At 63.6% G+C, this 21882-nt stretch carries 23 protein-coding genes; 9 read left to right on the forward strand and 14 right to left on the reverse strand.

The features are described from left to right. Positions 1-1104 (reverse strand): aspartate--tRNA ligase (gene aspS, locus ACFDTG_RS09570; protein ID WP_375290806.1); only part of this gene is annotated, 1104 nt, incomplete at its 3' end. Between the two features lie 160 nt (positions 1105-1264). Here aspS and rnd point away from each other — a divergent pair. After that, positions 1265-2467, forward strand: a complete 1203-nt coding sequence (rnd, locus tag ACFDTG_RS09575; protein WP_375290807.1) for a ribonuclease D — start codon at positions 1265-1267, stop codon at positions 2465-2467. Between the two features lie 94 nt (positions 2468-2561). Then, the gene (locus ACFDTG_RS09580; RefSeq protein ID WP_375290808.1) at positions 2562-3458 is read left to right on the forward strand and encodes a LysR substrate-binding domain-containing protein; all 897 of its coding nucleotides are present in this window, start codon (positions 2562-2564) and stop codon (positions 3456-3458) included. Positions 3459-3488: 30 nt separating this feature from the next. On the opposite strand, the gene pgsA is transcribed toward ACFDTG_RS09580, so the two are convergent. After that, positions 3489-4097: a CDP-diacylglycerol--glycerol-3-phosphate 3-phosphatidyltransferase gene (pgsA, locus tag ACFDTG_RS09585; protein WP_375290809.1), complete on the reverse strand. Its 609-nt coding sequence runs from the start codon at positions 4095-4097 to the stop codon at positions 3489-3491. Between the two features lie 118 nt (positions 4098-4215). Here pgsA and ACFDTG_RS09590 point away from each other — a divergent pair, with 118 nt between their 5' ends. Then, complete coding sequence (locus ACFDTG_RS09590; protein ID WP_375290810.1) at positions 4216-5586, forward strand: MFS transporter; 1371 nt, start codon at positions 4216-4218, stop codon at positions 5584-5586. Here ACFDTG_RS09590 and ACFDTG_RS09595 read toward each other — a convergent pair. Next, positions 5583-5774: a hypothetical protein gene (locus tag ACFDTG_RS09595; protein WP_375290811.1), complete on the reverse strand. Its 192-nt coding sequence runs from the start codon at positions 5772-5774 to the stop codon at positions 5583-5585. The two genes, ACFDTG_RS09590 and ACFDTG_RS09595, sit on opposite strands and share 4 nt — an antisense overlap. 178 nt (positions 5775-5952) lie before the next feature. Here ACFDTG_RS09595 and ACFDTG_RS09600 point away from each other — a divergent pair, with 178 nt between their 5' ends. Further along, on the forward strand, positions 5953-7635 hold the full coding sequence (locus ACFDTG_RS09600; RefSeq protein WP_375290812.1) for a thiamine pyrophosphate-binding protein: 1683 nt from the start codon (positions 5953-5955) through the stop codon (positions 7633-7635). A 53-nt stretch (positions 7636-7688) separates the two neighbouring features. Here ACFDTG_RS09600 and ACFDTG_RS09605 read toward each other — a convergent pair whose 3' ends face one another. Then, on the reverse strand, positions 7689-7859 hold the full coding sequence (locus ACFDTG_RS09605) for a CsbD family protein (protein WP_375290813.1): 171 nt from the start codon (positions 7857-7859) through the stop codon (positions 7689-7691). A gap of 134 nt (positions 7860-7993) precedes the next feature. Next, on the reverse strand, positions 7994-8407 hold the full coding sequence (locus ACFDTG_RS09610) for an EVE domain-containing protein (protein ID WP_375290814.1): 414 nt from the start codon (positions 8405-8407) through the stop codon (positions 7994-7996). Positions 8408-8522: 115 nt separating this feature from the next. Here ACFDTG_RS09610 and ACFDTG_RS09615 point away from each other — a divergent pair, with 115 nt between their 5' ends. The 5 genes from ACFDTG_RS09615 to ACFDTG_RS09635 are packed head-to-tail and all read left to right on the forward strand — an operon-like array spanning position 8523 to position 13805. Next, positions 8523-10205: a putative bifunctional diguanylate cyclase/phosphodiesterase gene (locus ACFDTG_RS09615; RefSeq protein ID WP_375290815.1), complete on the forward strand. Its 1683-nt coding sequence runs from the start codon at positions 8523-8525 to the stop codon at positions 10203-10205. Positions 10206-10256: 51 nt separating this feature from the next. Next, a complete protein-coding gene (gene dapF / locus ACFDTG_RS09620) occupies positions 10257-11072 on the forward strand; it encodes a diaminopimelate epimerase (RefSeq protein WP_375290816.1) in 816 nt (271 codons plus the stop codon). Continuing rightward, positions 11069-12244: a MiaB/RimO family radical SAM methylthiotransferase gene (locus ACFDTG_RS09625; RefSeq protein ID WP_375290817.1), complete on the forward strand. Its 1176-nt coding sequence runs from the start codon at positions 11069-11071 to the stop codon at positions 12242-12244. Before dapF ends, ACFDTG_RS09625 begins: the two co-directional genes overlap by 4 nt. After that, a complete protein-coding gene (ftsY, locus tag ACFDTG_RS09630; protein ID WP_375290819.1) occupies positions 12241-13164 on the forward strand; it encodes a signal recognition particle-docking protein FtsY in 924 nt (307 codons plus the stop codon). Before ACFDTG_RS09625 ends, ftsY begins: the two co-directional genes overlap by 4 nt. Continuing rightward, entirely contained in the window at positions 13164-13805 is a 642-nt protein-coding gene (locus tag ACFDTG_RS09635; protein ID WP_375290820.1) for an inner membrane-spanning protein YciB, read from the forward strand. Before ftsY ends, ACFDTG_RS09635 begins: the two co-directional genes overlap by 1 nt. Positions 13806-13861: 56 nt before the next feature. Here ACFDTG_RS09635 and ACFDTG_RS09640 read toward each other — a convergent pair whose 3' ends face one another. From ACFDTG_RS09640 to ccmC, 9 genes are all read right to left on the reverse strand, one after another. Next, positions 13862-14185, reverse strand: a complete 324-nt coding sequence (locus ACFDTG_RS09640; protein ID WP_375290821.1) for a hypothetical protein — start codon at positions 14183-14185, stop codon at positions 13862-13864. 706 nt (positions 14186-14891) lie between these two features. Further along, positions 14892-16844: a potassium transporter Kup gene (locus ACFDTG_RS09645; RefSeq protein ID WP_375290822.1), complete on the reverse strand. Its 1953-nt coding sequence runs from the start codon at positions 16842-16844 to the stop codon at positions 14892-14894. A gap of 124 nt (positions 16845-16968) precedes the next feature. Beyond that, the gene (locus ACFDTG_RS09650) at positions 16969-17604 is read right to left on the reverse strand and encodes a tetratricopeptide repeat protein (RefSeq protein ID WP_375290823.1); all 636 of its coding nucleotides are present in this window, start codon (positions 17602-17604) and stop codon (positions 16969-16971) included. After that, positions 17601-18005, reverse strand: a complete 405-nt coding sequence (locus ACFDTG_RS09655) for a cytochrome c-type biogenesis protein CcmH (RefSeq protein ID WP_375290824.1) — start codon at positions 18003-18005, stop codon at positions 17601-17603. Before ACFDTG_RS09655 ends, ACFDTG_RS09650 begins: the two co-directional genes overlap by 4 nt. After that, positions 18002-18532, reverse strand: a complete 531-nt coding sequence (locus ACFDTG_RS09660; protein ID WP_375290825.1) for a redoxin family protein — start codon at positions 18530-18532, stop codon at positions 18002-18004. The genes ACFDTG_RS09655 and ACFDTG_RS09660 overlap by 4 nt, the downstream gene beginning before the upstream one ends. After that, positions 18529-20499 carry a heme lyase CcmF/NrfE family subunit gene (locus tag ACFDTG_RS09665; RefSeq protein WP_375290826.1) on the reverse strand — a complete coding sequence of 657 codons (1971 nt, stop codon included), beginning with the start codon at positions 20497-20499 and terminating at the stop codon, positions 18529-18531. Before ACFDTG_RS09665 ends, ACFDTG_RS09660 begins: the two co-directional genes overlap by 4 nt. After that, entirely contained in the window at positions 20496-20957 is a 462-nt protein-coding gene (gene ccmE / locus ACFDTG_RS09670) for a cytochrome c maturation protein CcmE (RefSeq protein WP_375290827.1), read from the reverse strand. The genes ACFDTG_RS09665 and ccmE overlap by 4 nt, the downstream gene beginning before the upstream one ends. Further along, the gene (locus ACFDTG_RS09675; RefSeq protein WP_375290828.1) at positions 20954-21106 is read right to left on the reverse strand and encodes a hypothetical protein; all 153 of its coding nucleotides are present in this window, start codon (positions 21104-21106) and stop codon (positions 20954-20956) included. Before ACFDTG_RS09675 ends, ccmE begins: the two co-directional genes overlap by 4 nt. Continuing rightward, entirely contained in the window at positions 21106-21831 is a 726-nt protein-coding gene (gene ccmC, locus ACFDTG_RS09680) for a heme ABC transporter permease CcmC (RefSeq protein WP_375290829.1), read from the reverse strand. The genes ACFDTG_RS09675 and ccmC overlap by 1 nt, the downstream gene beginning before the upstream one ends. Between the last annotated feature and the right edge of the window lie 51 nt (positions 21832-21882).

The raw sequence follows: 21882 nt of genomic DNA on the forward strand, positions 1-21882 counted from the left end.
GCCGCCGAATTCCCCTCCTTTGCGGGTGACATAACCCAGCCCCGCAAAGCCTTCCTTGCGCGCCCAGTCGTTCATATCGTCGAAGAACTTGCGGCTCTTCTCATGCGTGCCGGGAGCGGGAATAACGCGGACCCTGCCCCCTGTGCCCACGATCTTCTCGAACAGGCCGAAGCCGCTCTTTTCGAAATGGCCGGTCACGTCGCTGATGATCAGCGGATTGCGCAGATCCGGCTTGTCGCTGCCATATTTCAGCATCGCCTCGGCGTAGGGGATGCGCGGGAACTGCCCGGCGGGCGTTACCGTCTTCCCGGCCGAAAACTCCTCGAACACGCCTGCCAGCACAGGCTCGATCGCCTGGAAAACGTCTTCCTGGGTTACGAAGCTCATTTCGAAGTCGAGCTGATAAAACTCCGGGCTGCGATCGGCGCGCAGATCCTCGTCGCGGAAGCAGGGCGCGATCTGGAAATAGCGGTCGAAGCCGGCAACCATCAGTAGCTGCTTGAACATCTGGGGCGCCTGCGGAAGCGCGTAGAAACGACCCGGGTGAAGGCGGCTTGGGACCAGATAGTCACGCGCGCCTTCGGGGCTGGACGCGCCCAGGATCGGCGTCTGGAACTCGGTGAAGCCCTGTTCGATCATGCGGCGGCGGAGCGACGCGATCACGCCCGAACGAAGCACGATGTTCCGGTGGATTCGCTCGCGACGCAGGTCGACGAAGCGATATTTGAGGCGCGTTTCCTCGGGGTAATCTTCCGCCGAATTGACGATCAGCGGCAGGTCGTTGGCTGCGCTCTGCACCGTGGCTTCCCGCGCAAATACCTCGATCTCTCCGGTGGGCAGGTTCGTGTTGACCGCTTCGGCGGCCCGCGCCTTCACCGTCCCATCGATGGTGACGACCGATTCCAGCCGCACCTTTTCGAGCACTTCCAGCGCGGGGCTGTCGCTATCCGCAACAATCTGCGTGATGCCGTAATGATCGCGCAGATCGACGAACAATACGCCGCCGTGATCGCGCTTATTATGCACCCAGCCCGACAGGCGGACGGTTTCGCCGACATTTTCCGCGGACAACTGCGCACAGGTGTGGGTACGATAGGCGTGCATCTAAACTCTTTCCGAACTGGGAGCTATGGCGCTAGGGCGCTCGCGAATGGCTGTGCCTCTAGCAGGATTTGGGCGCGCTAACAGGGTATGGCCGCAGCTTTGTCAAGAAGTCGCGCAGCCGGGGGGCGGTACTCCGCCCGACACGACAGAAGAAAGACCGATGAAGATACATCCGCTGATTACCACCACCGAAGCCCTCGCCGAACTTTGCGAACGCCTGGCCAAGCATGAATTCATCACCGTCGACACGGAGTTCATGCGGGAGAATACCTACTGGCCGGAACTGTGCCTGGTCCAGATTGCGAGCGAGGAAGAAGCCGCCGCGGTCGATCCCCTTGCCGATGGCATCGATTTGAAGCCTCTGCTGGACCTGCTGGTCGACAACGAGGATGTCCTGAAGGTCTTCCATGCCGGTGGCCAGGATGTGGAGATCGTCTACAATCTGACCGGCAAGACCCCCCACCCCATATTCGATACGCAAATCGCGATGATGGCGATCAGCCAGTCCGAACAGATCGGCTATGCCAATCTGGTCGAAAGCTGGCTGGGTTTCACCGTGGACAAGGGTGCGCGGTTTACCGACTGGAGCCGGCGTCCGCTGACCGATCGGCAGATCGAATACGCTATCGGCGATGTCACCCATCTGGCCGATATTTTCCCGCGCATCCTCAAGAAACTGATCAAGACCGGGCGGGGTGCCTGGCTGAATGCGGAAATGGAAAAGCTGGCCGACCCGGCCAACTACGCCAATGATGCGAACCTGGCCTGGAAGCGCATCCGTTCTCCGGGCCGCAATCTGCATGTTCTGGGCCGCCTCAAGGCCTTGGCCGCGTGGCGCGAGGGCGAGGCGCAGCACAAGAATATTCCGCGCGGGCGGATCATCAGGGACGAAACGCTGGCCGATCTTGCCAGCCACCCGCCCAAGAGCCAGCCGGACCTGGCGAAAGTCCGCGGCCTTTCCAACGCCTGGAAGGACAACGATATCGGCAAGCGGCTGATGAAGGTTCTGGAAGGGGCCGAGCCGCTGCCCAAGGACGAATTGCCCGAAAAGGGCAAGCCCGGCGCGCCGCTGGGCAAGGAAGGCGCGCTGGTCGCGGATCTTCTGAAGCTTCTCCTCAAGATCCGCGCGCGGGAGATCGACGTTGCCGCGCGTCTTCTCACCCGGTCCGACGAGATGGAGGCACTGGCCGCCGGCGTCCGAAAGTTGCCCGTTCTCGAAGGCTGGCGCCGGGAAGTTTTCGGTGCGGACGCGCTTGATCTGGTGGAAGGAAAGCTCGCCTTCGCGGTCAAGAACGGCAAGCTCGCCATGACGCGGGTTGAAGCCGAAGATGCGGCGCGAACCGAGCAGGAAGTGGTGGAATAGTGTCCCACCATCCGTTCGGCGCGATTGCTATTGAGCATTACGGACCAACGATCCGGTGTCGCCCGACACATTCCGTTCGCGGTCACCTCACGTCATGACGGCGTTCCTGCCCACGCTCAAACAGCTCCAGTATCTGGTGGCTTTGCACGAGCAGCAGCATTTCGGCCGCGCCGCGGAGGCGAGCTTCGTGTCGCAATCGACGCTTTCCGCCGGCATCCGCGAGCTGGAATCGCTTCTCGGCGTGACGCTGGTCGAGCGGAGTCGCCGCGTCGTGCGCTTCACCCAGCTGGGTAATCAGGTCGTGGCCAAGGCGCACCGCGTATTGCGCGAGGCGGAGGAGCTTACCGATCTCGTGCAGGCCTCCGGCAAGCCGCTGACCGGCCAGCTTTCCATGAGCGTCATTCCCACGATCGCGCCGTTTCTGCTGCCGCGCATCCTGCCGCGCCTGCGCAAAGAGCGCCCCGAGTTGAAGCTCCAGCTTCGCGAGGAAACGAGCCATGCCGCCGTGGAATCCCTGCACCACGGCCGCGCCGATTGCGTCCTGCTGGCTCTGCCCTTCCACACCGGCGAGGTGGAATCGGCGCATATCTCCGATGATCGCCTCTTCGTGGCCTTCCCCAAGAACGATCCCCGCGATCCCCCGGACGAAGTGCCCCCCAGCATGGTGGAAGATGGCCGGCTGCTCCTGCTCGAAGACGGGCATTGCCTGCGCGATCATGCCTTGGCCGCCTGCAACCGGCCCGAACTGCGCGGGTCCGCATCGATGATCGGCACCAGTCTGCACACCTTGGTGCAGATGGTGAATGGCGGCCTGGGTCTGACCATGCTGCCGCAAATGGCACTGGATGCCGGGATCCTGGACGGCACCGATGTGGTGGCCAGGCCTCTGAAAGCCAAAAATGCCACCCGCGAAATCGCGCTTATCTGGCGCAAGAACTCCCCGCGCGGTTCCGAATTCGAGCTGCTATCAGAGGAACTCAGGGCGGGGTAAGCTACTCAGGCGACCTGCGCCGCACGATCTTCAGTCCATGTGTTTAAGGCCGACCCGCAGGTAATCCCAGCCGGTGATGCAGGTCAGGATCGCGGCGGCCCACAGGCTGGTGAGGCCGACGAGATGGATCCATTGTTCCGCCAAGGTCCTGACGACCAGGCTTTCCGCGCCCGGCGGCGGTCCGTGGACCGCGCCGCCAAGAATGATCGCGCCCAGGCTGACGAGCTGAAACGTCGTCTTCCACTTGGCCAGCTTCGACACCGGCATCGACACCTGCAAGCCACCCAGAAATTCTCTGAGGCCCGAAACCGCGATTTCGCGGATCAGGATGACCAGTCCGGCGATGACATGCATGTCCCCCACATAGGGCCCACGCAGATATCCCTGCGCGGTCAGGATCAGAATCACCGCAGCAACCATTATCTTGTCCGCGATGGGATCGAGAAACTGGCCCAGCTTCGACACGGCGCCCTGCGCGCGCGCCAGATAGCCGTCCAGATAATCGGTGAAACCGATGATGCAGTAAAGAACGAAAGCCAGCGCATAGCCCAGACGCCAATCGGGCCACCACAACAGGAAGCCGAGAAAGGGCACAGCCAGAATTCGCGAAAGCGTGAGGAGGTTGGGAAGTGTCAGCATGATCGCCCGCCCTGCCTACCGTCAGTTGGCCCGGCTGGAAACCCTCGCTCTTGTGACAGGGCACAGTCCTGCTAGGGCGATGGGAAGATAGCCGAGGTTACAAGAGCCGCATGCCCGCATGACCACGTCCACAAGGCTCCTGAACCGCCGGCGTTTCCTGCCGCTGTTCGTGACGCAGCTTCTCAATGCCTTCAACGATAATCTCTACAAGACCGCGATGGTGCTGTTCGTGGTCTACAGCGTCTATAACGACGAAGCTAAGGAGGCCGCCTTCAGCGCCATTGCCTCGGGCGTTTTCATCCTGCCGTTCTTCGTTCTGTCGGCCATGGCAGGCCAGCTCGCCGACATGCGCGACAAGGCGAAGATCATTCGCCTGATCAAGGCGGCGGAAATAGGAATCATGATGGTTGGGGCAGCCGGGCTCCTCATCGCCTGGCAGGATGTCGCCTGCGGAGCGGGCGGCGGGCGCTGTTTGGTAACTGCTCCTCATCCCGTCATTGCCAGCCTGGCGATCCCCCTGCTGCTGACCGCCCTTTTCGCCATGGGGGTGCACTCGACCTTCTTCGGCCCGATCAAATACGCCATCCTGCCACAGCATCTGAAGAAGGAAGAAGTGCTGTCGGGCACCGGTCTGGTGGAAGCCGGCACCTATCTGGCGATTCTCGTCGGAACGATTCTGGCAGGCTGGATTCCGGTTGAAGTGGCGGCCCTCGGCATCGTCGGGACAAGCGTGGTGGGCTATCTCACGTCGCGGTGGGTTCCGCCCGCCCCCGCGCAGGGAGAGATCGAACGGATAGACTGGAACCCCATCACCAGCTCCATCACCGTCATCCGTGGCACCATGTCCCACCCCGAGGTCTATTTCGCGATCCTTGCGATCAGCTTCTTCTGGACGATCGGCGCGGTGCTGTTCATCCAGTTTCCTCCATTGGCGAAAAACACGCTGATGGCATCGAAGGAAGTCGCCAGCCTGTTTCTGGTGATCTTCTCGGTGGGCGTCGCGATAGGTTCGGTCGCCATCAATCAGCTGCTAAAGGGGGAGGTTTCGGCCCGCCATGCTCCTGTTTCGGTGCTGGTCATGGGCGCTTTCGTGGTGGGCTTCTACTTCGTGGCGAAGTCTTGGGACGCTGGATCGTCGACGGATCTGCTGAGCGTGACGGATTTCGTCGCCCATCCGGGCGCGCCGCTGCTCATGCTTATGCTGCTGGGGATTGCGGTGTCCGGGGGCATGTTCGTGGTGCCGCTCTATGCGTTTCTCACGACCAAGGTCTCCCCCGACCAGGCCGCGCGTACCATCGCGGCGAACAATATCGTCAATTCCGGGGCAATGGTGGGCGGGTCTCTTCTGGCCATCGGACTTACCGCCGCGGGGCTGCCGATCGCGGAGCATCTGTTGCTGAGCGCGGCCATGTGCCTGATCAGCGCGTCGCTGGCGCGCAAGCTACACACAGTCGAGCAGGCGCTTTCGCTGCCGCCGGCAAACGATTAGGCGATAAAGGCCAGAACCGCCGCGAAAGTCGTGAAATAAACGCTGGCGACACCCCGGATGTCACCGGCCGTGATGCGCCAATCGAACGCCTTGCCAGCAGGCGCGTCCGCCTTGCGGATGTGCGCGGGCAAAGTGGCGCGGAAGGAATGCCGCGCGCTTTCATCGGTGAGGACCAGGGCGCGTCTCATGGTTTTTCTCCTGCTTTCTACGTAAACTCGATTGTCGCTTTAACGCTTCGGAAACCATTGGGACCCCGCGTTTGCGGGACGCGTACCGTAACGAAACATTAACCATGCTCGTTAGCGATACGGCAAGAAATCTGCCATGCGATTGCCAGCGCAGGGCCACGCGGCTACCGGCCGGGGGATGGCTGAAACCCGATCCCCCCGCCCCACACCGGGCGCCGCCCGCCTCCTGGTCGACTGCCTTGCAGAGCAGGGGTGCGATCGCATCTTCACCGTGCCGGGCGAAAGCTTCCTGCCGGTCCTGGACGCGCTGCATGACCGGCCCGAGATCGATCTGGTCACATGCCGTCAGGAAGGCGGGGCGGCTTTCATGGCCTGCGCCGACGGAACCGCCACCGGGCGCCCCGGGATATGCTTCGTCACCCGCGGCCCAGGCGCGACGAATGCCAGCATCGGCGTGCATGTCGCCTTCCAGGATTCGCAGCCGATGATCCTTTTCGTAGGCGACGTCGACCGTTCGATGCGCGACCGGGAGGGTTTCCAGGAGCTGGATTTTGCTGCCTTCTTCGGTCCGACAACCAAGTGGTCCGCTCGTATCGACGATGCAGCGCGCATCCCTGAATATGTGGCGCGAGCCTACGCAACCGCCATTTCAGGACGGCCCGGGCCGGTCGTGCTCGCGCTTCCCGAAGACATGCTGAACGATGGCGTCCCGGAAGGCCTCCGACCGCGACCGTTCGTGGCCCGCCCCGCGCAAGCCCCCTGCCCCGATGCCATGCAAGCCTTGATGGCTCTGCTGGCAGACGCAGCCTCGCCGATCGCCATCGTTGGCGGTGCGGGATGGAACACGAAGGCGCGCGAGCATTTTCAGGCTTTCGCGGAGCGTGTCGGATTGCCCGTGGCAACCGCGTTCAGACGCCAGGACGCCATCGATCCCGCTTCTCCGGTCTATACCGGAAATCTGGGATATGGTCCCAATCCGAAACTGGTCGAACGCGTGAGATCGGCAGATCTGATCATCGCTGTCGGCGCCCGATTGGGAGAGGCGACTACCGACGGTTACACCCTGCCACCGCCCGAGGGCGGCGACTTCACCCTCGTCCACGTTCATCCGGACCCTGAGGAACTGAACCGGGTCTATCCCGCCGATCTGGCGATATGTGCCACGATGGACGAGTTTGCCGAGACCGCCGCGTTATGGGACGATGACGATGTCATTTCGTTCGACGCCGGGGCAGAGGCGCACGCCGATTGGGAAGCGTGGAATACGCCGCGCGGTGGCGGGTACACGCTGGACTTGGCCGCATGTGTCGAGACCATGCGCGATCGCCTTCCGGAAGATACGATTATCTGCAACGGGGCGGGCAATTTTTCCGGGTGGTGGCATCGTTATTGGCGCTATCGCGGCTTTCCCAGTCAGTTGGCGCCCACTGCGGGAGCTATGGGATATGGAGTGCCCGCAGCGGTGGCGGCATCGCGCCGTTTCCCGGATCGCTGTGTGGTCGCCATTGCGGGCGATGGCGATTTCCTGATGAACGGGCAGGAACTGGCGACTGCGGTACAGCATGACTGCGACATGATCGTCATTCTGGTCGACAATGGCGCATACGGCACGATCCGGATGCATCAGGAGCGAGAGTTTCCCGGTCGTGTAAGCGCGACGCGGCTTTCGAATCCTGACTTTGCCATGCTTGGCAGAGCCTATGGCGCGTGGGCGGAGCGCGTGACGACCACTGACGAATTCGTCGCGGCCTTCGACAAGGCCCACTCCATGAAGGGTGTGCGTCTGATCCATTGCGTGATCGACGTCGAACAACTCGCAGCGAGCGGCGCAACCATCAGCGGATTGCGGGCGCCCAAATAAAAAAGGGGCCGCCCCAAAGGGCAGCCCCGTTTTCTAGCAATGCTGAAGAACGATCAGATATCGTCGCCCAGCTTGCCCTTTACTTCGCCTTCGAACTGCTGGGCCTTGCCCTTGGCTTCCTGCTGGCGGCCTTCGGCGCGCGTCTCTGCATCGCCCGATTGCTGCTTCGCTTCACCAATGGCTTCGTTGGTGTTGCCTTTGATCTTGTCTGTCAGTTCACCCATGAGAGGTCTCCTGTATTGCTGCGCCTGCGTTTTTGCGGCGCGTTCAAGAATAAAACGGGCCGGACCTCTCTAAGTTCCCGACAAGAGGGGCAGTTGAGCGCCGCATTCGCACGGGCTGCGGAACTCTAGTTGGGCTACTCGATCCCTCCCATCGCACAGATATGGCTCCATTCTTCTGCAGTCAGTTCCGCAACGGAGAGGCGCGAAAGGCGAACCAGCTCGCATTCTTCCAGGCCAGGCTCCGCCTTGATCGCCTTGAGTGTGACAGGCTGAGGTAGCTTTTGAAGCGGTTTGACTTTCACGGCAGCCCACTTGCCCGATGGGTCGGTCGGGTCGGTGATATCGGATACGCTGATCTGAACTATCCCGACGATCTCAAGCCCGATGTTCGAATGATAGAAGAACGCCTTGTCCCCCACCTTCATGGCAGCCAGGTTGTTCTTGGCCCGGTGGTTCCGGACCCCATCCCAGGTCCCTTCGCCCTGTTCGACGAGATCGTCCCAGCTGTAGACGTCGGGTTCTGATTTCATCAGCCAATAGCGCGCCATCGTGCCTCGCGGTTCTTAAGGGCACCGGGGAGCGGTGCCTTGGTCAAGTTCGAATTAACGGGTTCTTAGAGGCCGTAGAGCTAGACCCGGGGCAACGGCAAGTATGAGGGCGCTGTTGTCCGCGAAACGAGCATATTCGGGGGATCGCCAAGCCGAGGCCCAGGGGGAGCCCCCGCGGGAGAGGCATGATTTTCTCACCCAGGGCATTGTTGCCGCAGCGATCGTATTGTTCGTCGGCATCGGCGGGAGCGTCGTGCCCGAACTGGTCAAGGCTTGGCGGGGAATGCAGCCGGGGCCCGAGATCCTTCTCGCCAACGCGCTTATCCTCAATGTCGCTCTGATCTTGCTCGGCTGGAGCCGATACAAGGCACTGTCGCGGGAGCTCGAGCAGCGCCGCCAATCCGAAGAGGAGGCGCGGCGCCTGGCGCTGACCGATCCGCTCACCGGATGCCTCAACCGGCGCGGCTTCACGCCCGAAGTGACCGCGCTGATCACGGCTGCCACGGTGGATGGCAAGCACGTCGCGGTGGCCATGATCGACCTCGACAATTTCAAGAACATCAACGATTTTCATGGGCATCAGCTGGGCGATGCGGTCTTGCTGCAAACCGCCCGGCGTTTCGCCGACATTCTGCCGGTGGGCGCCCTTCTGGCGCGCCTGGGAGGCGATGAATTCGCCTTCGCACTGGCTTACTCGACCGCTGACCATGCCGAGGTGGAAACTCTGGTCGAGCGCATCGTCGCCATTGCGGCAGAGCCGGTGATTTCCGGCGAGGTCTCGGTAGAGATCAGCGCATCGGTCGGGATCGCCACCACGCAGGATAGCGGCACACCTACATCATCCGGCCCGGACTGCGGTGAGCAGCTGATGAACCACGCGGACATTGCCATGTACCAGGCCAAGAAAATGGGTCGCAACCGCCTGGAATGGTTCGAACCCGCGATGGAATATGAGCAGCGCTTCCGCGGGGAGCTGGAAGCCGGGATCCGGCGTGGTCTGACACGGGGCGATTTCGTGCCCTTCTATGAACAGCAGATCGATCTCGACGATGGCAAGCTGACCGGATTCGAAATGCTGGCGCGCTGGGAATCGCCCGAACTGGGGCTCGTGAGCCCGGACATATTCATCCCCATCATCGAGGACATGGGCCTGATCGACGAGATGTCGCGGCAGTTGCTCATCCAGGCCTTTGCCGACGCGCGGGACTGGCACCCCAGCCTTACACTGGCCGTCAACGTGTCCCCATTGCAGCTGCGCGATCCTTGGTTTTCGCAAAAGATGGTCAAGCTGTTGCTGGCTAACAATTTCCCTGCTTCCCGGCTGGAAGTGGAAATCACCGAAACCGCCATGCACGAAAACATTGGCATGGTGCGCAGCACGCTGACCAGCCTTCGCAATCAGGGCGTGAAGGTGGCGCTGGACGATTTCGGCACTGGATATTCTAGCCTCTCGCAATTGCGCACCCTGCCCTTCGACCGGATCAAGATCGATCGCAGCTTCATCCGCGATCTCAAGGGGCCCGACGCCGGCAAGCTCCTCGGCGCCATCATCTCAATGGGTGAAGGGCTGGACCTGCCGATGGTGGCCGAGGGGGTCGAGGACGAGCAGATCCTCGCGATGCTGCGATCCATGGGCCAGCTCAAGGGCCAGGGCTATCATTACGGCCGCCCCGAACCTGCCCGCAAGGTCATCGCACGTCTGGCCGATCTTGACCTTCTGGCGCCCGATGCGGATATCGACTCGCTACCCGAAGTCGGAGCCAAAACCATCGACGCGGAGCGCCAGAAAGCCGGCTGACCCGTCCTCGAACTGGACGCACCGCCCCTTCGGCCCTAGGTGGCGCGGGCCATGCGGGTTCCCTTCATCAAGATGCACGGACTGGGCAACGACTTCGTCGTCCTGGACGCGCGGGCTCAGTCCCTGCCTGCCCTGGATCCGCAGGTTGTGCGCAATCTGTCGGACCGGCATGAAGGGATCGGCTGTGACCAGCTGATCCTGCTTGAGCCGACGCAGGATGCCGGCGCCGATGTCGGCATGCGTATCTTCAATCAGGATGGCGGCGAAGTGGGAGCCTGCGGCAATGCCTCGCGCGCGGTCGCATCGCTTCTGGGCGAACCTGCACGGGTCGCCACGGGCGGCGGGATCATCTCCGTCCGTCCGGAAGAGGCCGGGGCCACGGTCGACATGGGCATGCCGCGCTTCGACTGGCAGGAAATTCCGCTGGCGTATGCCATGGATACATCGGCCATGCCCGTGGGCTGGGAAGACCTCGAGACCCCGGCGGCGGTCAATGTCGGCAATCCGCACGTCGTGTTCTTCGTTTCCGATTGCGATGCGGTCGATCTGGCGCGGATCGGCCCCGTGATCGAGACCGATCCGCTGTTTCCCGAACGGATCAACGTGAATATCGCCACAGTGACGGAGCATGGCGCCATCCGGCTGAGGGTCTGGGAACGCGGCGCCGGGATCACGCGCGCTTGCGGCACCGGCGCCTGCGCCACCGCCGTGGCGGCAATGCGGCGCGGCCTCGTGAGCCGCAGCGTCGAAGTGGCTCTGCCCGGTGGCACGCTGACCATCGCATGGGATGGGGAAACCGGTATCAAGATGTCCGGCCCCGCGACCGAGAGCTTTCGCGGCGAGTTCGAATGGGGCCAATACGCATGACCGCGCCGCGCGTTATCGGCCTCGGCTGCCGCCTCAACATCGCCGAGAGCGAGCGCATCGGCGCGATGCTGGGTGGTCGCGAGGATATGGTCGTGGTCAACAGTTGCTCGGTCACCGGCGGGGCGGTGCGGCGCACGAGGCAGGCCATCCGGCGCGCCCGGCGCGCCTATCCGGACGCGAGGCTGCTGGTAACCGGCTGCGCGGCGGAGACCGAACGCGCAGAACTGGCCGACATGGCGGAGGTCGACGGGCTGATACCCAATGCGGAGAAGCTGCAAGCCCGGCATTACGGAGCGAAGCCGCCCCCGCCCGTACCAGCGAAGACCGGGCGCACCCGCGCTTTCGTCGCGATCCAGAACGGCTGCGATCATGCCTGCACCTTCTGCATCATTCCCCAGGGGCGAGGGGCCAGCCGGTCGCTGACGATCCCTGCCGTCCTTGCCGAGATCGAGCAGGCACTGGACCGCGGCGCGGCAGAGATCGTGCTGACCGGAGTGGACGTGACTTCGTGGGGCGCAGACCTGCCGGGGACGCCGAAAATGGGCGGTCTGGTGGCCGCCATCCTTGCGCACTGCCCTTCCCTCTCCCGCCTACGGCTCTCGTCGCTCGACGGCGCCGAAATCGACCCGCTGCTGTTCGAACTCCTGGCAGACGAGCCGCGCATGATGCCGCATCTGCATCTCTCGCTCCAGCACGGGCACGATCTGATCCTCAAGCGGATGAAACGGCGCCATAGCCGGGCCGACGCGGTCGATCTGGTGGCGCGCCTTCGCGCCCGCCGGCCCGAGATAGCCGTCGGCGCCGATCTGATCGCGGGCTTTCCCACCGAGAGCGATGAGCATCACCGCGCCAATGTATCGCTGGTGCGGGAGATCGGCATCGTTCACGGCCATGTCTTCACCTTCTCCCCGCGCCATGGCACGCCAGCCGCCCGCATGCCGCAGGTCGATGAGGCGCTGAAGAAGCCGCGTTCGGGCGAAGTGCGCGATGCGGTGGCCTCGACCCGCGCCGACTGGCTGGCGTCGCTGATCGGGCGGCCCTTGAACGTCCTCGCCGAACGCGGTGGAACCGGCTATGCGGAAAATTATGCCCGTGTCGCAACGCCCGGCATCGCGCCCGGCACCATCGCCACGATCACACCCACATCCGTCCAGGACGATATTCTAGTATGAGCGAGACCAGCTGGTCCCAGCGGCTCTTCGGCGGCTTCCGCAAAACCTCCGAACGGCTGTCCACCAATCTCACCGGCGTCATCGGCACCGCCCGGCTCGACGAGGCGACGCTCGACGAGCTGGAGGATGCGCTGATCCTGTCTGACCTCGGCCCTGCCGCCGCGGCGCGCATCCGCGAAAAGCTGTCCGACAAGCGCTTCGGGCTGGAAATCACCGATCGGGAATTGCGCGAAGCGGTGGCGGAAGAAATCGCCGCCATCCTGCGCCCGGTGGCCAAACCGCTGGAAATCACCGCCTTTCCCCGTCCCCAGGTGATCCTGGTGATCGGGGTCAACGGAAGCGGCAAGACCACCACCATCGCCAAGATGGCCCATCTATTCCAGGAAGACGATTACTCCGTCATGCTGGCGGCGGGCGATACGTTCCGCGCGGCCGCCATCGGCCAGCTTACCACCTGGGCCGAACGGGTCGGCGTTCCGCTGGTGCGCGGGCCGGAGGGCGGCGACCCGGCCAGCATCGTGTTCGACGCGGTGAAGGCCGCGACCGACAAGGGGACGGACGCGCTGATCGTGGACACCGCCGGCCGGCTGCAGAACAAGCGCGAACTGATGGACGAACTGTCCAAGATCCGCCGTGTGCTCGGCCGGCTCAATCCCGAGGCACCGCATGATGTGGTGCTGGTGCTCGATGCCACCAACGGCCAGAACGCGCTTTCCCAGATCGATGTTTTCAAGGAGGTTGCCGGCGTGACCGGCCTGGTGATGACCAAGCTGGACGGAACCGCGCGCGGCGGCGTGCTGGTGGCGGCAGCCGAGCAATACGGCCTGCCCATCCATGCGATCGGCGTGGGCGAGAAGATCGACGATCTGCGGCCCTTCGATCCCGATCTGGTGGCGCGCGTGATTGCGGGAGTGGCCTGATGAGCACCCAAGGCAAACCCAAAACCGGCTGGCTCAACGTGGCGGTCGATTACGGACCGCTGGTGGTGTTCCTGGTCACCTACAAGCTGAGCTCGCCCGATGGCGATTCGGCGCTCGGCCAGATTTCGGCGGTGATCCAGGGCACGATCGCCTTCATGATCGCAGCTGTGGTGGCGCTGGCCTTTTCGAAATGGAAGTTCGGCAAGATTTCGCCGATGCTGATGCTGTCGACCGCGCTCATCGTGGGCTTCGGCGCGCTGACCATATGGCTGCGCGACGAGCGCTTCATCCAGTTCAAGCCGACCGCGATTTACCTGCTGTTCGGCGTGGTGCTGATCGGCGGCTGGCTGCGCGGCAAGGCCCTGTTGCAGATCCTGCTGGAAGCCGCCTTCGAAGGGGTGGATCGCGAAGGCTGGCTCAAACTGTCCCGCAACTGGGGCGTGTTTTTCTTCGCGTTGGCGGGGCTGAACGAGATCCTGCGCGCCACGCTGACCTTCGAGGACTGGCTGTGGGCCAAGCTGTGGGTCTTCATGCCGCTTTCCTTCCTGTTCACTTTCACGCAGATTCCCATGCTGCTGCGCCATGGTCTCAGCCTGGAGGACAAGGAAAAGGTCGTGAAGGACGAACCGCCCACGGGCTGATCGACCCAAGGCATGGACCGCACACCGGGGGGTTTTACAAAACTCTGCCCGGCTCATTAACGGCCCTTTCGCCAATAGGGATCGGTAAACCCGCCCTCGCGCCTAAGCAGACGGAAAAGCGCGGAATCGTCGGACTTCCGGCGGATCGCGCATACCCGGCCCTGATAGATGACGGGCTTGACGAGGCCGCGCTCAAGTCGTTTTTGCAGCTCGCGATCTGTCACCTTCGGGAAATCCGCCGTAAGTTGCTTCCACCGCCCCGATCCGAGGGTGCCGAGGACATGATCCCAGGCGGCGGCGAAACTGCCCGCCCCTTTCCGCTCTCGCGGGCGGTAGGCGCTCGCCCGCGTCATCCCCACGCCGCACGCCGCCGCGGTCACCAATCCAGTCCAAGACAAGCCCGCCAGAAAACCGCATTGCCGCTCTTCGCTCCAGCCATCGGTCCCCGCGCATAAAGGCACGGGCCGAAAGAACAGCGGCCTACGACGGCATCGATGGGCGGGAGGCTTGCGCATCGACGAGGTTAAGACAGATTCGGCCGATGTAGGACAGAGAAAAATGCAATTCGCGAGAAGGGCGGTCGGCGGGTCGGTTTTCAGAAAATGAGCGGCTGACCACTAACGACCGGAGTTGGGGTGGGAAGCGGACTTCCGTGCTCGCAAAAAGCCAATTCGCGGAAACGGTCAGCCATTGTATTGAACCCGCTTCCGATAAAGCGCGTCGTTACCCTTCTCGCGTTCCACCCTAATCCTGCGCATCGCCAGCCCTATCAGAAGCGGAATTGCTACCATTAACGCTGCACGCAGCAGATGGTGCTGATTAGCCGACCAGTTTGTAACGAGGGCGAACGCCCATCCAAACGCGAATATCCCTGCATAGCAGTACCACGTTACCTCGAAAAAGCGGGATGGACTCCTGCCGTTGTAACGAGCGTGCGCAATACGCCAGAAAAGCGCTTTTAAGTGACGCATCGGCCTTCGTCTCAAACACCAAGTCGATCAAGCCCAGGATACCATTGGTGACAAATGTCCGCAATTGGGTCGTTAGCCGATTGTCTGCTCAAGGCCCGCAAACCTGCTCCGCGCCTCAGATCTCCATCTGGCTGCCGAGTTCCACCACGCGGTTGGTCGGAAGGCGGAAGAAGCTCATCGCGGTGGCGGCGTTGCGCAGCATCCAGGCGAACAGCTTTTCGCGCCAGATCGGCATGCCCGGCTTGTCGCTGGCGATCAGCGTCTGGCGGCTGAGGAAGAAGCTGGTCTGCATCATGTCGAATTCGCCGCCGCAGCGTTCCATGTGCTTCAGCCCTTCCGGCACGTCGGTTTCTTCCATGAAGCCATAGCGCAGGATGGCGCGGTAGAAGCCGTCGCCCAGCTCCTTCATGTCGCAACGCTTGGTCGGGTCCACATAGGGCACGTCCGCGATTTCGATCGTCAGGATCACCACGCGGTCATGCAGCACCTTGTTGTGCTTGATATTGTGGAGCAGCGCGCTGGGCACGCCGCCCGACTGGCTGGCCATGAAAATCGCGGTGCCGGGCACGCGGGTGGCGCTGTTCTTGGCCGATTTGGCGAAGATACCGATGGGCAGCGCCGTTTCCGCCATCCGCTCGCGCATCAGGCGGCGGCCCTTGGCCCAGGTGGTCAGCAGGGTGAAGGCGATCGCCCCGATCAGCAGCGGGAACCAGCCGCCATAGGGAACCTTGGGCAGGTTGGCCGCGAAATACGCGCCGTCGACGAAGAAGAACAGGAGGAACACGGGGGCCGCGAACCACCATTTCCACTTCCACACCGCCAGCAGCAACACGCCCATCAGGCAGGTGTCGATGAACATCGCGCCGGTCACCGCGATACCATAGGCGGAGGCAAGCGCCGTGGAGCTGCCGAACATCAGCACCAGCACGATCACCGCCACCATCAGCACATTGTTGACGAAGGGGATATAGATCTGCCCGCGTTCGGCGGCGCTGGTGTGCTCCGTCGTCAGGCGCGGGATGAAGCCCAGCTGGATGGCCTGGTGCGTGACGGAAAAAGCGCCCGAGATCACCGCCTGGCTGGCAATGAAAGTGGCACAGGTCGCCAGGATCACCAGCGGCAGGCGCAGGCTGTCCGGCGCCATGTTGAAAAACGGGTTCTCCATCGCCTTCGCAGTCTCGGCCGGGTCCATGCCCGCAATCATGGCCGCCTGGCCGAAATAGTTCAGCAGCAGACACGGCATGACGAACGCGAACCAGGAAAGGCGCAGCGGCCCTTTGCCGAAATGGCCCATGTCAGCATAAAGCGCCTCCGCCCCCGTGACGGCCAGCACCACCGAGCCCAGCGCCAGGAAGGCGATATACCCGTCCGATATGAAGAATTGCACCGCGTACCACGGGTTCAGCGCCGCCAGCACATAGGGATAGGCGATGATGTGGATGATGCCGAGCACGGCCAGCGTGGTGAAATAAACCAGCATGACCGGGGCGAAGAGCCTGCCCACGGTCGCCGTGCCCCGTCGCTGGATAAGGAACAGGAACAGTAGAAGGGCCACCGCGATCGGGATCACGAAGGCTTCGAACGCGGGATTCACCACCTTGAGGCCCTCGACCGCCGAGAGGACGGAAATTGCGGGCGTAATCATGCTGTCGCCGTAGAACAGCGCGGTCGCGAAGACGCCCAGCATCACCACCACGAAGGTGCCCCGCTGGGTCTTGATATAGCGCGACAGCAGCGCGACGAGCGCCAGCGTGCCACCCTGCCCCTTGTTGTCGGCACGCATCAGGATGACGACATATTGCAGCGAGACGATCAGCAGGATCGACCAGAAGATCAGGCTGACCACGCCGTAGATATGCAGCTTGTCGATCGCCAGCGAATGCGATCCGAGAAAGGTCTCGCGGAAGGCATAGAGCGGGCTGGTGCCGATATCGCCGAACACCACGCCGACAGCACCGACGGCAAGCGCAACCTTGGAGCCCGAGCCGTGGGCGTTATCGGCTTCATGCGTGTCGATCTGCGCGGGATCGCCCGCCAGTTCCGACGGTACGCCGTGATTGTCGGTCATAGAGACAGCGAACCCGCTTGCATCGGCTTGTCCTGGCTTGGGCCGCCATCGGCCGCGGCAGCGCGGGCGCCTAGCAGCAACGCAGGGCACCCGCAACGCTGTTGCGACAGCGTCCCATAGCGGGTCACCGCGCGGGCATCCCTTGCGTCATGAGACTTTCGAGTCGCGCCAGCCGCTCCGCCAGAGCCGGTCGCCACGGGGCATCCTCGGGCGCGGCAGCCAGAAGTTCGGACCAGATTTCGCGTGTGCGCTCCGGTTGACCCGAACGCAGCAGCGCCAATCCGATGAAATAGGGGGCCGCGGGCTGGTTGGGGGCGCGCGACTCTGCCTGGGAATAGGCATAGATGGCGGCGGGCGTCAGCTGACCGCCCGCATGTTCGACCAGCGCGTTGCCCAGCCCGGTCCACGCCTCGATATCGCCCGGATTTTCCTGTGCCGCCGCACGGGCGAAGCCCACGGCATTCTCGAAATCGCCCCGCCGCGCGAATGCGTCGGAGGTGATCATTGAGCGTGAGGGGAGTGTATCGGGATCGAAGAACTCGCGCCGCCCTTCCACGACCAGTTCGCCGTCCGCGCCATTCTCGCGCGCATTCTGTCCCGGCGCGGCGGGCATCCCGGGAACGCCCTGCGCGGCATATCCGGCAAGGCCGAAGACCAGTGCGGCGGCGAATAGGGTGTATCCGCTTCGGGGCAGTTTCAGCAGCAGCGCGGCAGCCGCGAACACCAGCCCGGTGAGGATGAGAAATGGCAGCCAGATCATCGTTTCCGCCCCAGCCTGCGCCACAGCAGCGCGCCCGCGATCAGCGCCAGGATCAGCGGACCGGCGAACAGCGGCCAGGTCGTGCTGCTGACTTCGGGCTTGTAGCTCACGTAATCGCCATAGCGCTCCATGAGCCAGCCGCGTATTTCCTCGGGCTCCTCGCCCGCGGCGATCCGGATACGGACCTGGCTGCGCATGTCGCCGGCCATGGGCGCGTCGCTGTCCGCGATCGACTGGCTCTGGCATTTGAGACAGCGCAGCGTCTCCATCAGATCCTGCGCCTTCGCCTCCTGCGCCGGATCGTCGAGCTGACGGTAGGCATAGGGTGCCGGCGGCATGCTATCCTGTGCCGATGCGGGCCACGCGCCAGACGCGAGTATCAGTAGCAAAATCAGCCTCATGCCCCGGCCTTCTCGAGCTCTTCGATGATCCTGGGCACGTCATCCGCCCGGATATCCCCGATGTGCTGGTAGACGATCCGCCCCGCGCCATCGATGACAAAGGTTTCCGGCACGCCGGAGGATCCAATCGCAAGTTGTACCTCCGACAGATCGTCGGCACCGATCGCGACATAGGGGTTGCCATATTGGTCCAGGAAGCGGGCCACGTCCTCCGGCCGGTCGCGGATGGCCACGCCTGCGATCTGGACACCGCTATCCGCCAGGCGGGCCAGTTGCGGCGCTTCAGCCGCACAGGGCAGGCACCAGCTCGCAAAGATGTTGAGCAAGCGTGGCTGGCCATCGGCGAATCCGGCACTCGCAAGGCCGGGCCGGTCCGATGTCGCGGGGCGAAGCTCGAAATAGGGCAGGTCCCTGCCGATCATCCGGCTTTCGACGAATTCGTCCTTCGGCTTGGTCAGCATGTAGCCGGCCAGTCCCAGAAACCCTGCGAAGACCAGCAGCGGAACCCAGAGACGCCAGCTGTTCATTCCGCGGGCTCCGGCTGCAGGGCGCGAGTGGCGGCGCGACGTTCCGCACCGCGACGGATCACGCTACGCCGCTTCACATCGGTCATGACGCGCCCGATCAGGGAGAGCAGCCCCCCGAATGCCACCAGAGCGCCGCCATACCAGATCAGAGTGACGAAGGGCTTCCACCACAATCTCAGCTGCCACCGCCCATCGGGCGATTGTTCACCGATGACCGCATAGAGCTGCCCGTTCCAGCGAGTCTCCAGCGCGCTTTCGTTGGTCTGCTGCGGCGGCGACCAGAAATTGCGAGCCTGCGGCTTGAGAACGACCGGCTGGCCCCCCGCATAGGATGCGGTCAGCGTGCCCTCTATCGCGGTCCAGTTCGGTCCTGCCACCGGCGCGACATCGTCGAGCGTGACCGTCCACGGGCCGACCTGCGCGCTCTGGCCCGGCACGACGGCCGCCAGACGCTCCTTGTTGAAGCTACTCTCGCTGGCCATGCCGAACAGGGCCACGGCAATTCCGAAATGCGCGACGACCATTCCCCATGTCGCGAGCGGCACACGGCGCAGCGGTCGCCCGCGTAGCGGCAGGGAGCTCGCAACCGCCAAGCCACCCGCAAGGGCGAGGCCCAGCAGCGGAAGGAGAGCTACGCCAGCAAGCACCACGAGCAGGACGAGGATGCCAAGCACCACGGCGCCCACGATGGCCACTTCGCGGCTGATCCGTCCGATCGAATCCTGCCGCCACCGCAACAGCGGCCCCACCGCCATCACGATCAGCATCGGGATCACGAAAATGGCACCCACCGGATTGAAATAGGGCGGCCCCACCGAAACACGCACGTCGAAGGCTTCGGTCAGCAGGGGATAGAGCGTGCCCATGAGCACGATGGCGAGAACCGCACTCAGCATCACATTGTTGAAGACCAGCGCGCCCTCGCGGCTGGTGACGCTGAAGCGCTCGCCTTCGCTGATCGTGCCTGCGCGCAGGGCGAACAAGAGGAGCGCGCCGCCGATATAGATGGTCAGCAGGCCGAGGATGAATGTGCCCCTTTCCGGATCGACCGCGAAGGCGTGCACGCTGGTCAAGATGCCCGAACGGACCAGGAATGTGCCCACCATGCTCATGGAGAACGCCACCACCCCCAACATGATCGTCCAAGCCCGCAGCGCGTCGCGCGCGGCCAGGACGCTGGCGGAATGCAGCAGGGCCGTGGCAGCCAGCCAGGGCATCAGGGATGCGTTTTCTACCGGGTCCCAGAACCACCAGCCGCCCCAGCCCAATTCGTAATAGGCCCAGTAGCTGCCCGCGGTGATCCCCAGCGTCAGGAATATCCATGCCCCCAGCACCCAGGGGCGCATCGCACGCGCGAAATCAGGGGTGACCTGGCGCGTCACCATGGCGCCGACCGCGAAGCTGAATGCGACCGACAGCCCAACGTAGCCGAAATACAGGGTCGGAGGATGAAAGGCGAGCCCGAGGTCCTGAAGCAGCGGATTGAGCCCTGCCCCTTCGATGGCAGGCGCCGGAAGCCGTTCGAATGGATTGGAGCTCAGGATCAGGAAAGCATAGAAACCGAGCGCCACGAACCCTTGCGCCGCCAGCGTCGCCTGCATGGTTCGCTCCGGCAGGCGCCGCTCGATCAGCGCGATGAGCGCACCTGCCGCCGACATGACGGTGACCCACAGCAGCATGGAACCTTCGTGATTGCCCCAGGCGCCCGCGATCTTGAAGATCAGCGGCTTCATGGTGTGGGAGTTGGACGCGACGAGCTTCACCGAAAGATCCGTGATCGCGAAGACCCAGATCAGCATCAGGAACGCGAAGGTGGCGATTGCCCCCTGCATTACGGCGGCCGGCCGGGTCAGCGCCGCAATCTCGGCATCGTCGCCCGCCTTGACCGCCAGCGCGCCCGCGCCGAGTTGAAGCGCCGCCAAAGCAGCCGCCAGCCACAAGGCGCAAAGACCGAGTTCGGCGATCATTGCAGCCCGACCGTCGTCTCTTCGGCGACCTTGGCCGCCTGCATTTCGCTCATGCCTTCCAATTCGCGCGGAATGTAATTCTCATCGTGCTTGGCAAGCAGGTTGGAGGCGACGAAGGTGCCGTCAGGCCCGATGCTACCTTCTGCGACAACTCCCGATCCCTCCTCGAAGAGGTCCGGGACGATGCCAGAGAAGCGCACGGGCACGGCGCTGTCACCCTTGCCCGTGACGAGGAATTTGATCGTAACCCCGTCCGCCAGTGTCTGGAGCGAACCGGTCTGCACCATCCCACCAAGCCGCACGGCCTGTCCGACCGCGGGCGGGTCGGATGCCATCTGCTCGGGCAGATAGAAATAGCTCGCCTGATTGCGCAAGGCCCAGGCCGCGAGCAATCCCGCCGCGATCAGTGCGAGCAGAGCCAGGCCGATCAGCGTCAGGCGTTGATGCTTCGCCTTCACCGCCTGCGCCCCTGATCACGAGCCCGCTCACGCTTCTTCTCGGCGGCCTTCATCGCCAGCCAGCTCCACAGCGCAGTCGCAAGCGTGCCGCCCAGGCCGATCGCATAGGCGGCGAGCACGAAGGCGGACTGGTCCAGTGCCTCCCGCATCAGGCCGGCTCCAGGTCCAGGGCCTTGCGCCGCAGCCGCGCCTCGGCCTGTGTCTCCGCGAGAAGCGCGCGCATGCGGGCAAGCACGATCCCGCCGAACAGCAGCGAAAACCCTACCGTCGAAACCATCAGCGGTGCCAGATAGGTAGCGTCGATCGCGCTTTTGCCCATGGTGATGCTGGGCGGCTGATGCAGCGAATTCCACCAGACGACGCTGCGGTTGATGATCGGAATATTGACCGCGCCGAGCAAGCCGAACAGCGCGGGAATTCTTTGCGATATGCCCTCGCGCGCAGCCGCCTGCCCCAAGGCTATGTAGGCGAGGTAAAGAAACGCCAGCACCAGCATGCTGGTCAGGCGACCGTCCCAGACCCACCAGGTTCCCCACGTCGGCCGCCCCCAGATGGACCCGGTGACGAGGCACAGGACTGTGAATACTGCGCCTGGAACGGCGATGCCGCGCGCCGCCAGCGCCGCCAGCGGGTGACGCCAGACGAGATAGACCAGGCTGGCCAGCGCAATGCCGCTCCACCCCCCCATCCCCAGCCAAGCAAAGGGAACGTGCAGGAACAGTATCTTGACGGTTTCGCCCATCAGCCGATCGGGGGGTACCGACTGGCCCCACAGCAGGGCAACGGCCGTCAGCGCGAAACCCGCCAGCAGGCACAGCGGCGTGAGCCAGCGAGCCAGCGCGAGAAACCGCTTGGGATTGGCAAAACCATGCATCGGGAAATCCGTCCGCGGCGGTTCTGGCAGCAGCGTCCGCAGCCTGCAAGG

This window comes from Qipengyuania sp. (genome assembly GCF_042095715.1).
GTDB lineage: Bacteria > Pseudomonadota > Alphaproteobacteria > Sphingomonadales > Sphingomonadaceae > Qipengyuania.